12 protein-coding genes are annotated in these 12,317 nt (G+C 73.2%); 5 read left to right on the forward strand and 7 right to left on the reverse strand.

Translation table 11 applies throughout. The features are described from left to right. Positions 1-11 precede the first annotated feature (11 nt). From RGQ06_RS05085 to RGQ06_RS05095, 3 genes are read left to right on the forward strand one after another with little or no spacing between them, the layout of a single operon-like run. The gene (locus RGQ06_RS05085) at positions 12-539 is read left to right on the forward strand and encodes a hypothetical protein (protein ID WP_432427647.1); all 528 of its coding nucleotides are present in this window, start codon (positions 12-14) and stop codon (positions 537-539) included. Further along, positions 536-1,438 carry a hypothetical protein gene (locus RGQ06_RS05090; RefSeq protein WP_432427646.1) on the forward strand — a complete coding sequence of 301 codons (903 nt, stop codon included), beginning with the start codon at positions 536-538 and terminating at the stop codon, positions 1,436-1,438. Before RGQ06_RS05085 ends, RGQ06_RS05090 begins: the two co-directional genes overlap by 4 nt. Beyond that, entirely contained in the window at positions 1,435-2,109 is a 675-nt protein-coding gene (locus RGQ06_RS05095; RefSeq protein WP_432427645.1) for a CPBP family glutamic-type intramembrane protease, read from the forward strand. Before RGQ06_RS05090 ends, RGQ06_RS05095 begins: the two co-directional genes overlap by 4 nt. Here the strand turns inward: RGQ06_RS05095 and RGQ06_RS05100 are convergent. Next, complete coding sequence (locus tag RGQ06_RS05100) at positions 2,088-3,713, reverse strand: AMP-binding protein (protein ID WP_432427644.1); 1,626 nt, start codon at positions 3,711-3,713, stop codon at positions 2,088-2,090. The genes RGQ06_RS05095 and RGQ06_RS05100 overlap by 22 nt on opposite strands. Before the next feature lie 20 nt (positions 3,714-3,733). Beyond that, complete coding sequence (locus RGQ06_RS05105) at positions 3,734-5,173, reverse strand: alpha,alpha-trehalose-phosphate synthase (UDP-forming) (protein WP_432427643.1); 1,440 nt, start codon at positions 5,171-5,173, stop codon at positions 3,734-3,736. A gap of 186 nt (positions 5,174-5,359) precedes the next feature. Here RGQ06_RS05105 and RGQ06_RS05110 point away from each other — a divergent pair, with 186 nt between their 5' ends. Continuing rightward, entirely contained in the window at positions 5,360-5,824 is a 465-nt protein-coding gene (locus RGQ06_RS05110; RefSeq protein ID WP_432427642.1) for a hypothetical protein, read from the forward strand. Between the two features lie 237 nt (positions 5,825-6,061). On the opposite strand, the gene RGQ06_RS05115 is transcribed toward RGQ06_RS05110, so the two are convergent. The 5 genes from RGQ06_RS05115 to RGQ06_RS05135 all read right to left on the reverse strand — a co-directional run bounded on the left by RGQ06_RS05115 (position 6,062) and on the right by RGQ06_RS05135 (position 10,703). Next, on the reverse strand, positions 6,062-6,511 hold the full coding sequence (locus tag RGQ06_RS05115) for a universal stress protein (RefSeq protein WP_432427641.1): 450 nt from the start codon (positions 6,509-6,511) through the stop codon (positions 6,062-6,064). Positions 6,512-6,548: 37 nt separating this feature from the next. After that, on the reverse strand, positions 6,549-7,820 hold the full coding sequence (locus tag RGQ06_RS05120) for a PQQ-dependent sugar dehydrogenase (RefSeq protein WP_432427640.1): 1,272 nt from the start codon (positions 7,818-7,820) through the stop codon (positions 6,549-6,551). 120 nt (positions 7,821-7,940) lie between these two features. After that, a complete protein-coding gene (locus tag RGQ06_RS05125; RefSeq protein ID WP_432427639.1) occupies positions 7,941-8,591 on the reverse strand; it encodes a hypothetical protein in 651 nt (216 codons plus the stop codon). A gap of 154 nt (positions 8,592-8,745) precedes the next feature. Further along, a complete protein-coding gene (locus tag RGQ06_RS05130) occupies positions 8,746-9,705 on the reverse strand; it encodes an LLM class F420-dependent oxidoreductase (protein WP_432427638.1) in 960 nt (319 codons plus the stop codon). 56 nt (positions 9,706-9,761) lie between these two features. Further along, entirely contained in the window at positions 9,762-10,703 is a 942-nt protein-coding gene (locus RGQ06_RS05135; protein ID WP_432427637.1) for a patatin-like phospholipase family protein, read from the reverse strand. 36 nt (positions 10,704-10,739) lie between these two features. Here RGQ06_RS05135 and RGQ06_RS05140 point away from each other — a divergent pair, with 36 nt between their 5' ends. After that, positions 10,740-12,281: a TrkA C-terminal domain-containing protein gene (locus tag RGQ06_RS05140; RefSeq protein ID WP_432427636.1), complete on the forward strand. Its 1,542-nt coding sequence runs from the start codon at positions 10,740-10,742 to the stop codon at positions 12,279-12,281. Positions 12,282-12,317 lie beyond the last annotated feature (36 nt).

Consider the following 12,317-nt stretch of genomic DNA (forward strand, 5'->3'; position numbering starts at 1 on the left):
CAGCCTCCTCCGTGACCTGCTTCTCGACCCGCAACGTGTCCGACGGCGACGTCCCCGTGCCCCGCAGCGCCGTCTGGGAGGTGCTGACCGATCCGCAGTGCCTCACCGAGATGACCCCGCTGCTCGACGGCATCACCGTCGACGGCGACCGGTGGTGCTGGCAGCTGAGCGGCATCCGAGCTCTCGGCGTCGAGATCGCCCCGTCGTTCACCGAGCACATGGCCTTCGACGAACCGTCCCGGATCTCCTTCAGCCACGCTCCGTCCGCCGGCCAGACCGAGCGGGCCGGCGCCGACGGCATCTACCAGCTGACCGAGGTGGGCCCGGACCGCACCCACCTGTCGATCGACATCACGCTGCACGTCGATCTGCCGCTGCCGTCGCTGTCCCGCCGCGCCGTCGAGCGGGTGATGGCGTCGAGCATGGCCCGCACCGGCGACGTGTTCGCCGAGCGCCTCTACCGCCACCTCGGGGTCGACCCCGCTGCGATCGGCGACGGCATGCAGAGCCAGTCAGAACGGGTCCGGGTCGACGCGTGACCGCGGTCGAGCCGGCCGACCCCGCACCCGTGCAGGCCCAGGACGGCTTCGCTGCCTACGCCGTGACGACGCGCTCGGGCCCGCACGTGACGATGCAGGCCGGCGTCGTCCAGAGCGGCCGCTTCATCACGACGACATCGCGCGACTCCCTCAAGGCGAGGAGCGTGCGCGCCCACCGGGTCGCGGCCGCCACGGTCGAGCAGGGCGACGGATCGACCGAGGTCGTCGCCGGACCGACGGTCGCCGTCGACCTGCGCCACCCCGAGGACATGCTGTCCGACCCCGCAGGCGCGCTCATCGCCGGCCCCGCCACGCTGCGGTTGGCGGGCGACCAGCTGGAGCAGCTGCTCGGCTACGTGGAGGCGGCCGGCAGGGTGCCGAGCGGTTGGCTGCCGCACAACCGGGTGCTGCTGGTGACCCGCATCGACCGCTCGCTGCGCGTCGAGGGCTTCGACCTGCTGGACGGGTCCGGGGACTGGACGCCCGAGCTGCCCGCTCCATCGGAGCTGCGCTGCACGAGCGACCGAGCCGATGGCTCGCTGCCCGAGCTGCCCGAGGACGTCCGCCACCTCGTCGACGTCGCCGCGCCCGCTCGGCTCGGCATCGCCACGCCCCACGGCCCGATCGTGCTCCCCGCCCGCTGGCAGGGCGGCGACCGCTTCGACGTGTCCGCCGCCGCCCTCGCCCAGGTGCGCGCCCACCTGCCGGGCGCGGGGTGCGCCACCTTCGACGACAGCGCCAGCCGGCGGCCCGACCGCAAGCGCGGCGTGATGCTGCGGGGCCGGCTCGACGTGGTCGAGGTCGACGGGTCCCGCGCCACGGTGGCGATCCGCGCGGCGCGCGTCACCTCGTGGGACGGCTTCTCCGCCCGCACGACCGACGTCGACCGCACCCCATGAGCACCGAGCTCGCCGTCCTCGTGGTGTCGACCGCGGTCGCCTTCGGCGCGTTCGCCTACATGTTCGCCCTCCCGCGCCCGGGCATCTGGCCGCGGACGTGGGTCGCCGCCGGTCTCGTGGCCGCCACCGCCCTGGGCGGGCTGGTCGTCCTCGGCCGCTTCCCCGGGCTCGTCGGCCCGTTCACATGGACCGAGCTGGCCATCGGCTTGCTCGTCGGCGCCGGATGGCTGGTGCTCACCCACCTCGGCTACGCCGTCATCGCCTGGCTCTTCCCCGCGTTCGGGGACCAGGTCCGGGACCTCTACCTGCTCGGCGACGAGGACACCTCGCGCCGGATGGTGGGGCCGATCGTGGCCATGGGCATCGCCGAGGAGCTGCTGTTCCGCAGCGTCCTCCAGGGCGTCGGCGGCATGGTGCTGGCCCTGGCCGTCTACACGGGGGTCCAGGTCTTCGAGCGGAAGTGGGCACTGGCCCTCGCCGCGCTCCTCGGCGGGATCATCTGGGGCGCGCTCTTCGCCTGGCGGGGCGGGGTCGTCGCCCCCGTCGTCGCCCACGTGCTGTGGACCGGCATGCTCACCTTCGTCTGGCCCCTCGGCGGCGCCCCCCGACCCCAGGAGAGCGACCCCGATCCGCCGGTGCGGCGTCGCGACTACGCGTCCGGGAACCGCTGACGCAGCTCGCGCTTGAGCACCTTGCCCGTCGGGTTCCGGGGCAGCTCGTCCAGGAACCACACCGAGCGGGGCACCTTGTAGTTGGCGAGGTTCGCCCTGACGTGGTCCTTGATGGCCCGGTCGTCGAGGGTGACGCCGTCCTCGGGCACCACGAAGGCGGCGAGGCGCTGGCCGAACTGGTCGTCCTCGACGCCGAACACCGCGACCTCGCGCACGCCCGCCATGTCGGACAGCAGGTCCTCGACCTCGCTCGGGAACAGGTTCTCGCCGCCCGACACGATCATGTCGTCGTCGCGACCACCGACGAACAGGCGGCCGTCGGCGTCGAAGCGGCCGAGGTCGCCGGAGGAGAGCAGGCCGTCGATGGACGGCTTGGTCTGGCCGCCCGTGTAGCCCTCGAAGCGCAGCGCGCTGCCCACGAAGATGCGCCCGACCGTGTCGGGCTCGGTGATCTCGCGGTCGTCGTCGTCGTAGAGCCGGACGTCGACGCCGGACAGCGGCTTGCCGGCCGTCCCCGGCGCAGCACGCAGGTCCTCCGGTGTGGCGATGGTGGCGACGGCCACCTCGGTGGAGCCGAACATGTTGTAGAGGTTGTCGCCGAAGCGATCCATCCACTGGGTGGCGAGCGACCCGGGCAGCGCGGAGCCCGAGCAGAACACGACCTCGAGGCTGGAGGTGTCGTAGCGCTCGGTGACCTCGGTCGGCAGCGCGAGGATGCGCTGCAGCATCACCGGCACGACGGTGACGACGCGGACGCGGTGCGCTTCGATCTGGGCGAGCAGGTGCTCGGGCTCGAACCGCCGGGCCAGCACCAGCGTGTGCGACATGGTGGCTGCGGCCAGGAGCGAGGCGTTGCCGAGCGAGTGGAACATCGGCGCGGGGACGGCGTGGACGTCCTCGGTGCGGAACGGCACGCGCTGGAAGATGGCGGTGGCGGCGGCGAGGCCGGCGCCGAGGCTCTCCTTGCTGCGCGACGCCCCCTTCGGCGTGCCGGTGGTGCCGGACGTGAGGATGACCTGGCGGCCCTGGCGCTCGGGCTTGGCCGGGTCGCTCGTCGACGCGGCGGCGACCAGCGCGGGGAGGTCCTCGGTGCCGTCGGCCGGAGCCCGGTCGCAGACGAGCCGCTGGACGTCAGGGGCGTAGCCGGCGACGGCCACGCTGAACTCGTCGTCGTGCAGCAGCAGGTCGCAGCCCTCCCGCTCGAGCACCTCGGCGAGCTGCGGACCGGCGAAGCCGGTGTTCATGTACAGGACGGTGGCGCCGAGCTTGTCCAGCGCGGCCACGGCCAGGACGAACCACCGGCTGTTGCGCGCGAGCAGCGCCACCGGCGTCTCGGGCCCCACGCCGCGGTCGGCCAGCGCGTTGGCCAGCGCGCTCGACTGCTGGTGCACCTGGCGGAACGTGAGCGTCCCGTCGTCGTCGACGATGGCGGCCTGGTCGCCGCGGCGGGCGACGCCCGCGGCGAAGCCGGCGGCGAGGGTCGGCCCCCACCGCTTCGCCGACTGCAGGGCGGTCGTCGCCATCTTCGGGTGCAGCAGCCCCATCCGGCGGACGGTGTCCACGGCTTGGAGGTTGATGCAGACGCGGTCGAAGAGGGACGGCATGGAGGAATCGTAGGTTTCGGTCAGCTGATGGACAGCAGGGCGAGGAACGCCGTGGCCCACGCAGCGAGGTCGTTGCGCTGCACGGTGTCTCGCATCGCGTGCATGTGCGAGCGCTGCTCCTCGTCGTCCATCGAGACCGCGGCCGCGATCTGCTCCTTGAGGTGCTCGGTGTCGTAGGGGTTCACCAGGAAGGCCTCGCTGAGCTCCTCGGCGGCGCCGGCGAACTCGGAGAGCACCAGCGCCCCGGTGTCGTCGACGCGGGCCGCCACGTACTCCTTCGCGACCAGGTTCATGCCGTCCTGGAACGGGGTCACCAGCAGCACGTCGGCGGCCCGGTACAGCACGAGCAGCTCGGAGAACGGGAGGCTCTTGTGGATGTACTGCACCACCGGCCGGCCCAGCTTGCCGTAGTCGCCGTTGATGGTGCCGACGAGCTGCTCGACCCGGTTGCGCACCGAGTCGTAGCCCTGCACGTCCTCCCGGCTGGGCACGGCGACCTGGATCACGGCCGTGGACCGGGGATCGAGGCGGTGCTCCATCAGCAGCTCGTGGATCGCCTTGAGCCGCAGGTCGATGCCCTTGGTGTAGTCGAGCCGGTCGACGCCGAGCAGCACGTGCTTCGGGTCGCCGAGCTCCTTGCGCAGCTCCTTCACGGCCAGCTCGACCTCGTCGGTGGCGGCCTGCTCGGCGATCGCCTCGTAGTCGACGGAGATGGGGAAGGCCTTGACGACCGAGGTCTCCCGGCCGGTGCGCACGACGCCACCGTCGCCGGCGAAGGTGAGGTCGTCGACCTCGCAGAACCGACGCACGCCGTAGAGGACGTTGCGGGCGTCGGCCTGGGTCTGCACGCCGATCACGTCGGCACCGAGCAGGCCGGCGAGGAGCTCGGCCCGCCACGGCAGGCGGGAGAACAGCTCCAGCGGAGGGAACGGGATGTGCAGGTAGAAGCCGATCCGCACGTCGGGTCGCTGCGCGCGGATCATCCGGGGCACCAGCTGCAGCTGGTAGTCGTGCACCCACACCGTGCCGCCCTCGGCGAGCTCGGCGCAGGCCGCGTCGGCGAAGCGCTGGTTGACCGTGCGGTACGCAGCCCATGTCTCGCGGTGGAACTGCGTGGTCTCGATCGCGTCGTGGAACAGCGGCCAGATCGTCTCGTTGCAGGCGCCGCCGTAGTACTCCTCGCGCTCCTGGTGAGACAGGGCCAGGGCGGACAGCGTGATGCCCTCGAACTCGAAGCGCTGCGCCTCGCCGTCGTCGCTGCCGTCCCAGCCGACCCAGGAGCCGGACCGCTCGCGCATCACCGGGAGCATCGCCGACACCAGGCCGCCGGGGCTCAGCGCCCACGACCCGTCGTCCTCGAGCCGGACCGGGAGGCGGTTGGCCACGACCACGAAGTCGGCCTGACCGGCAGCCTCCGTGTCGGGCGTGGTCTGGTCGGGCGGGGTCTGGTCGTGCTCCATGTCGGGCTCCCTCGAGGGTGTTCTCCGGCCACGATACGTCGCTCGTGGGTGGCCCTGGGCTTCCTTGCCGGTGGCGGCACGCCTCATGCCGACGACAGGGATCAGGGGGGTCGCCCACATGGGCGGCCGGCGGATCGGGTAGGAAGGCCACCGCTGTCCCCACCCCTGAACCCTGGAGGCGACCCAGTGGGAATCATCCGCAAGACGCTGTCGGTCACGACGCTCGGCCTCGTGGGCTGGAAGTCCAAGAAGGAGCTGCTGACCGAGGCCGAGGCCGACCTGGCCGCCACCCGCGCCGACCTGGAGCAGACGTCCGCGCTCCGTGCTGCGCTGGCGGAGCGCCTCGAGACCGTGGAGCACGACCTGAAGGGCAGCGAGCTCGACGCGCTGCAGAGCGCGAAGGACGCGCGCAAGGACGAGCGCCGCCGCGTCCGACGGGAGAAGGCCGAAGCACAGGCGGCGCGTGCCCGCAAGCAGGCCGAGGCCCGCGCCGAGGAGGCCCGCGCCCGGCTGCAGAAGACCTCGAAGTCGGCTCGCAAGGCCGCGGATCGCGCTCGCAAGAAGGCCGAGCACTTCGCGGACGACGCCCGCCACCAGGTGGACGACGTGACCAAGACCGTGCGCAAGAAGCGCAAGAAGCTGCGCAGCTAGCGCGTCAGCCGGCTCGATCGGCCGGCGATGCCTGCGGGTTCGGGACCGGCGGGCGAGGCCGGCCCGGCAGCGGGTCCGGCGACGGCTGCGGATCGGGGTCCGGCCCCGGATCCGGGACCGGCGGGGCAGGATCGGGCGGCTGCGGACCGGGACCGGGGTTCGGCGTCGGGTCCGGCACCGGCGGGCGGTCGGGGTCGGGGCCGGGCATCGGCTCGGGCTGGGTCGGGTTCGGCGTGCTCATCGCCGCACCACCAGCACCGGGCACGGCGCGTGGCGCACCACGTGCTCGGACACCGAGCCGAACCACAGGCGCGACCAGCGGCTGCGATCGTGGGTGCCGAGGACCACGAGGTCGACGCCTTCGTCCTCGGCGACCTTGCAGATGGTCGGCCCGACGTCGCCGTGCTCGACCCGCCGCTCGTCGGCGTGCAGGGCCTCGCCGGCCCGTTCGACGACCTGGGCCGCCTCCTGGTCGGCCAGCTCCTGGGCCCGCAGGTCGGCCTCGGCGCTGAGGGTGGGGCTGCCGGCGTAGGCCGCCCCGAGACCTCCGATCGTGCCGTAGGGCGTGATGGTGCTGCGGGCCACGTTCACGACGATGACGGCGGCGTCGTCGGGGACGAGCTCCTGGGCGAAGGACATCGCGTCCTCCGACTCCGGCTCGTCGTCGACAGCGATGAGGACCTTCATGCGCGCTCCCTTACCCCTGGGTCGATGGTGCGATGCCTCAGCCTGGCGCACTGACGGCGTGGACGCCCGTCTGCCCCAGCACGAGCAGCTCACCGTCCTCCAGCTCGGCGAAGGACAGCACCGGCCCGAAGCCCGAGACCAGCTCCACCGGCGGCGACCCCGGGGCATCGGCCGGGACCGCTCGGATCCACCCACCGCAGAAGTCGCCGAAGAGGTACCACCCCTGCAGCGAGGGGTTGTCCTCGCCCCGGTACACGTGACCACCGGTGATCGAGCACCCCTCGTCGTGGGTGTACTCGAGCTGCGGGTCGGTGAGGTCCGGACCGGGCTCCCCGGCCAGGGGACGGGTGCCTTCGAGCCGGTTCCAGCCGAGGTTCACCCGATCGGCGGTCGGGTCCACGACGGTGACCTCCTCCCGGGCGTTCTGGCCGACGTCGGCGATCCACAGCTGCCCGGTGGCGCGGTCGAAGGAGTACCGCCACGGGTTGCGCAGCCCGATGGCCCAGATCTCCGGGCGCTCGCCCCAGTCCGGGTTGGAGGCCGGGGCCACCACGCCTCCCGCCGGGTCGGGCAGGACGCGGAGCATCTTGCCGAGCAGGACGTCGGGGTCCTGGGCCACGCCGGCCGGGTCGTTGGCGCTGCCCCCGTCGCCCACCCCGATCCAGAGGGCACCGTCGGGCCCGAAGACCAGGTTGCCGCCGTTGTGGTTGCGGTAGGGCTGGCCGATCTCGAGGTGCAGCACGGACGAGTCCGGCGACTCGGCCGGCCGGTCGCCGTCCATGGCGACCGACCGCACCTCGGTGTCGCCTGCGGTGTTGGTGTAGTTCAGGTAGAGGCGGTCGCCGGTCGGGTCGAGCGCCAGCCCGAGCAACCCCCGCTCGCCGCCCGTCGACACCCGGTCGGACAGATCGAGGACCACCTCGCTCGTCCCGGCGTCGAGGTCCACGGCGTGGACGCGCCCGTCCAGGGTCGACACCAGGATCGGCCCCGGTCCCGCCAGGTCGACCGCGGCCGACGGACCGGGCAGCTCGACGACCGGCTCCAGCACCACTGCCGGATCCTCTCCCGTCTCGGGCGGCGTCGGCGACGTCGTGGTGGAGGGTGCCGTCGTGGAGGTGGTCGGCTCGTCCGGCGTCGTCGGGGCCGGCGCGCTCGTGCGGTCTTCGGCGTCGTCGACGATGCCGTCGGGGAAGACGTAGCCGTAGACGTCGCCGACCTGCTGGCGGAACGCGACGCCGAGGCCCACCAGGACGACGAGCGCCACGAGCAGGCCGATGCGGATCGGGCGGGACGTCGGCAGCAGGCGCACCGGACGATCATGGCAACCCGCACGCCGCGTGCGTCGGCGGCCCGGACGCGGAAGAGCCCGGTGGCGGTGCCACCGGGCTCTTCGCTCTCGGAGCAGACCCGCTCAGCGGGTCCGGTTCCGTCAGGCCGTCTTGCCGACCTTGCGGAGGTGCATCGCACCGGCGGCCGACAGGACCACCATGACCGCTGCTGCGGCGAAGGCGGCGGTTGCGGCGATGCCGGCGATCTGGCCCATGGTGGACCAGGCGTAGGCGTTCAGGAGCGTGCCTCGCAGCATCTCGCCCTTGAAGACCGTGTCACGCTGCTGGCTGAGGGTGGTCGCCTCCTGCTCCAGCTCGGCGATCTCGGCCTCGGGAGCGCCGCTGTCGATGGCCTCCTGCAGGGCGGTCCGTGCCGCACGGTCCGGGATCTCGGCGTAGGTGAGGCCGCCGGCGGTGGCCTCGACGTGGCCCTGGATGTAGCTGGCGTAGGCCTCGGCCTGCTCGCCGGTGGTGACCTGCTCGCCGCCGTACTCCGCCAGGTCCTCGCGACCATCTTCGACGAGGGCCTCGGAGGGCGGGAAGGTGATGTTCTGGGCGGTGAGCTCGTCGCTCACGTAGTCCTCGGCGAAGTTGCTGCCCCAGGTGAGCAGGCCGCCGGCGATGGCCAGCACGACGGCGGCGAGGACGCCGGCGCCGATGAGGAGGTGGTCGATCCGACGCCGGGTCACCGGGATCGGCTTGTCGACCGGAGTCTGCGGGGTGGTGGAGGAGCGATCCTCGGTCAAGGTCATGGTTGCGTCCTTTGCCTCTTGGTGTTCCGTCGCCCGATCGGGCATGTGGAGAACCATACGGACGGCCGCAGGAGGCCACCGGGGCCGAAGGTCACAAGGCCCCGGGCCATTCACGCCCGCCTCGTGGGACGTTCCGACCGGACGGGGACCGTGCTCAGCCGGCGTCGCGCAGCCCCGGGAGCAGGTCCTCGCGGGCGAAGCGGAAGAACTCCTCGGACGTCTCGCCGATCTGGGACACGAAGATCTCGTCGTAGCCGGCCTCGCGGAACTCGCCGATCGAGCCGAGGTGCTCGTCGAGGTCGGGGCCGCACGCGAACTTCTCCGACACCATCTCCTCGGTGACGAGGGCGCCGGCCTGCTCGAAGTGCGCCGGCATCGGCAGCTCCTGGGACGCCTCCCCGGGGACGCCGTTGGGCCCCCACAGCCGGTGCGCGGTCTGCACGCACCGGTCGCGGTCGGGGCCCCAGCACACCTTCACACCGGCCTGGGCCGGACCGGACCCGCCCTCGCTGCGGTACTGGCCGACGAGCTCGGCGTCGGGGCTTGTGCCGCAGTAGCCGTCGGCGATGCGAGCGGCGAGGGACACCGCCTTGGGACCGAAGCCGGAGACGTAGACGGGCGGAGGCGACTCGGGCAGCGTGTAGAGCCGAGCGTTCTCCACCGTGTAGTGCCGGCCGCGGTGGGTCACCTGATCCCCGGTCCACAGCGCTCGCATGACCTCGATGGCCTCCTCCAGCATCTCGAGGCGCACGTCGGCGGGCGGCCAGCGGTCGCCGAGGACGTGCTCGTTGAGGTTCTCCCCGGTGCCGACCCCGAGGTTGAAGCGCCCCTCCGTGAGCAGCGCGCTGGTCGCGGCGGCCTGGGCGATGATCGCCGGGTGGATCCGGATCGTCGGACACGTCACGGCGGTGGTGATCGGGAGCGAGGTCGCGTTGGCGATGGCACCGATGACGCCCCACACGAACGGGCTCTCGCCCTGCGCGTCGTTCCACGGGTGGAAGTGATCCGAGATCCAGAGGGCCTCGAACCCGGCCTCCTCGGCCAGGACGGCCTGGCGGACCAGCTGGGCGGGGGTGTGCTCCTCGCTGGACAGGAAGTAGCCGTACGTCGTCATCCTGTGCCTCCTCGTCGTGGCGGTCGTCCCCGCTCGCTACCCGCGAGCCCGGGCGCTCAGGACCGCAGCAGGTCGAGGCGGTCGGCGACGAGCGGGCTCGCCAGGTGGGCCTGCACGTCGGCGTGGGCGACCTCGGCGACCCGACGGCGCCGGGCGGGATCCATCGAGCTCGGACCGACCGCGGCCACCACCTCCGGCCCGGGCTGCAGCACCAGCACGCGGGTGCCGTGGCGGCGCAGGGCCCGCACCTCGCGGGCGAGGGTCGCCCGGTGGAGCGGTCGGGCACCGGTCCAGCCGGCCCGCAGCGCGGCACGGGTGCCCGACATGGGTGAGGAGACGACGACGATGTCGAAGCCGAGCCCGGCGGCCAGGTCCGCGTTGGTCGGCGAGTGCACCCCGCCGTCGACGTAGGTGGCGCCTGCGTGCTCGACCGGAGCGAAGTAGCCGGGGATCGCGGACGAGGCCTCGACCGCGGTGGCGAGGTCGGCGTCCACGTCGCGCCCGAACACCGTGCGGCGCCCCTCGGGCATGCGGACCGCGCAGATCCAGGTGGGATCCTCGGGCCAGGGATCGTCGTGGGTGGCTCGGATCCGGTCGCCGATGACGGCGGTCGGCACCCGGCCTGTGGGCAGCAGCCCGGCCAAGGCCAGCAGCGGGTTGAACCGCCACGGCCGGGCGACGGCCCGGAGCGCGAGGCGGGGTGCGACCGGCCGGGCCAGGCCCAGCTTCGGCGCCGGCAGGTCCATCGGTCCGCCAGCGCGGGCTGCGTGCGACGCGCCCTCCGGGCTCAGCGGACGACCCAGCGCACCGGCCAACAGGTCGGCGGGCGGCACCCCGAGGCGCAGCACCGCAGCGACGTTGGAGCCGGCCGAGGTGCCGATCACGAGATCGGCGCGCCGGGCGTCCCATCCGGCCTCGTCGAGCGCGGCCAGGACCGCCCCGTGCCAGGCCGCGCCGGCGAAGCCGCCACCACCGAGCACGAGCGCCACCGAGACCACACGCGCAGTCTGCCCAGGGCAGACAGGATGGCGTCGGTGGACCTGATCTCCGATCACCCCGTCCTGCTGCTCTTCCTGGTGATCGGGATCGGCTCGGCCGTCGGCCGTCTTCGCATCCGCGGCGTCGGGCTCGGCCCCGCCGCGGTGCTCTTCGCCGGGCTCGCCGCCTCCGGCCTCGAGCCCGAGCTCGTGCTCTCCGAGGACGTCATGGAGCTCGGGCTCGTCCTGTTCACCTACACGGTCGGGCTGGCCACCGGCCCCGCGTTCGTCGCCGGTCTGCGGGGGAACGGCCTGCGGTCCCTGGCCGTCGTCGCCATCGCCACCGGCGCCGCCGCGATCGTGGCGGCCGGCGCGGGGGCGGTCCTCGACCTCGGATCCGTCGAGGTCGCCGGGCTGTTCGCCGGGTCCACCACGAACACGCCGGCCCTCGGCGCGGTGCTGGATGCGACGGGACCCGACGGCTCCGGCGCGGCGATCACCTACGCCATCGCCTACCCGGCCGGCGTGCTCGTCGCGCTGCTGGCCGCGTCGGCCGCGCTGCGCACCGGCCCCGGCCCCGAGCCCGACGACGACATCGTGGCGTGGGCCGTGCTCGTGACGCGGGAGCGCATGCCGCTCGGCCTGCTCCCGTCCGACGTCTCCTTCGGCCGGTGCATCAGATCCGGCACCAGCGAGGTCGCCACGCCCGACACCGTGGTGCTCCAGGGGGACGTGGTCACCGTCGTGGGCCCTGCGAACCGGGTCGCCGCCGTGGTCGAAGCGCTCGGCGAGCACGTCCAGAAGGGTGCGGTGGCGCTCGACCGCTCGACCGTGGACTTCCGGCGCATCACCGTCTCGGACCCCGACGTGGTCGGGCGCCGGTTGAGCGAGCTGGACCTGGCCGGGCGCTTCGGCGCGACGGCGACGCGGGTGCGGCGCAGCGACGTGGACATGGTCGCCCGCCCGGACATGGTCCTCGAGGCCGGAGACCGCGTCCGCGTCGTCGCACCCGTCGCCGAGCTGCACGCCGTGAGCGCCCTGTTCGGTGACTCCGAGACCCAGCTGACCGACATCGACTTCGTCGCCCTGTCCGCCGGTCTGGTCGCCGGCGTGCTGTTCGGGCTGATCACGTTCCCGGGCGGCCTGCGCCTCGGTGCCGGCGGCGGGGCGCTGCTGGCCGGCCTGGCGCTGGGTGCCGCCGGACGGCTCGGACCCGTGAGCTTCAGCATCGGCCACCAGGTCTCCACCGGCCTGCGGCACCTCGGCACGGTCGTGTTCCTCGCGGCCGTCGGCACGCGCTCGGGCGAGGCCTTCGCCGCCTCGGCCTTCACCGTCGAGGGCGCGAAGGTCGTCGCTGCGTCGATCGCCGTCGTGGCCACCGCGATGCTGGTGCTGCGATGGACGGTCGGTCGCGTCGCCCACCTGGAGGGTCCCGCCGCGTCCGGCGCGGTCGCCGGCCTGCAGACCCAGCCGGCCGTGCTGGCCTTCGCCGACACCTCCAGCGACCACAGCCCGCAGGTGCCCCTCGGGTACACCGCCCTGTACCCCGCAGCCATGGTGGCCAAGATCGTCCTGGCCCAGCTGCTGGTCCGCCTGTGAGCAGGTGCGCTCCAATGGGTCCAGCCGTCCCAGCCA

It is taken from the genome of Salinilacustrithrix flava (assembly GCF_041228405.1).
GTDB lineage: Bacteria > Actinomycetota > Acidimicrobiia > Acidimicrobiales > Salinilacustritrichaceae > Salinilacustrithrix > Salinilacustrithrix flava.

Bases quoted from the DNA above. Each gene is read 5' to 3' on its own strand.
- RGQ06_RS05095 (WP_432427645.1), top strand. From the start codon at position 1,435: ATGAGCACCGAGCTCGCCGTCCTCGTGGTGTCGACCGCGGTCGCCTTC.
- RGQ06_RS05100 (WP_432427644.1), bottom strand. From the start codon at position 3,713: ATGCCGTCCCTCTTCGACCGCGTCTGCATCAACCTCCAAGCCGTGGAC.
- RGQ06_RS05105 (WP_432427643.1), bottom strand. From the start codon at position 5,173: ATGGAGCACGACCAGACCCCGCCCGACCAGACCACGCCCGACACGGAG.
- RGQ06_RS05115 (WP_432427641.1), bottom strand. From the start codon at position 6,511: ATGAAGGTCCTCATCGCTGTCGACGACGAGCCGGAGTCGGAGGACGCG.
- RGQ06_RS05125 (WP_432427639.1), bottom strand. From the start codon at position 8,591: ATGACCTTGACCGAGGATCGCTCCTCCACCACCCCGCAGACTCCGGTC.
- RGQ06_RS05130 (WP_432427638.1), bottom strand. From the start codon at position 9,705: ATGACGACGTACGGCTACTTCCTGTCCAGCGAGGAGCACACCCCCGCC.